Genomic DNA, 244 nt, shown 5'->3' on the forward strand with positions numbered 1-244 from the left:
TGCATAACCAGGTACCCGTGCAGCGCAGTGCTGCCTGGCAGCAGGGCAGCCGGCTGGAGCAGAAGAACAGTGAAGGGAAAGCGGTTATTAACCGGCAGCTGAATGGCGCCAGCCACACGCTGCAGCTTGCACCGCTGCCGGCAGGATTGTATATGCAGCGGGTAACTAATGCCGGGCGGCAGGCTGTTCAAAAGATTATTATAGAATAATAGTTAGAATGGAAGGGAGTATCTCAAAGTGCACT

The 244-nt window shown here is 54.1% G+C and carries 1 protein-coding gene; it reads left to right on the plus strand.

Annotated features, from left to right (window positions below):
* Nucleotides 1–209 (plus strand): T9SS type A sorting domain-containing protein (locus KVT36_RS31990; protein ID WP_217607478.1); only part of this gene is annotated, 209 nt, incomplete at its 5' end.
* Nucleotides 210–244: the final 35 nt, after the last annotated feature.

This window comes from Chitinophaga sp. GbtcB8 (genome assembly GCF_019091455.1).
GTDB lineage: Bacteria > Bacteroidota > Bacteroidia > Chitinophagales > Chitinophagaceae > Chitinophaga.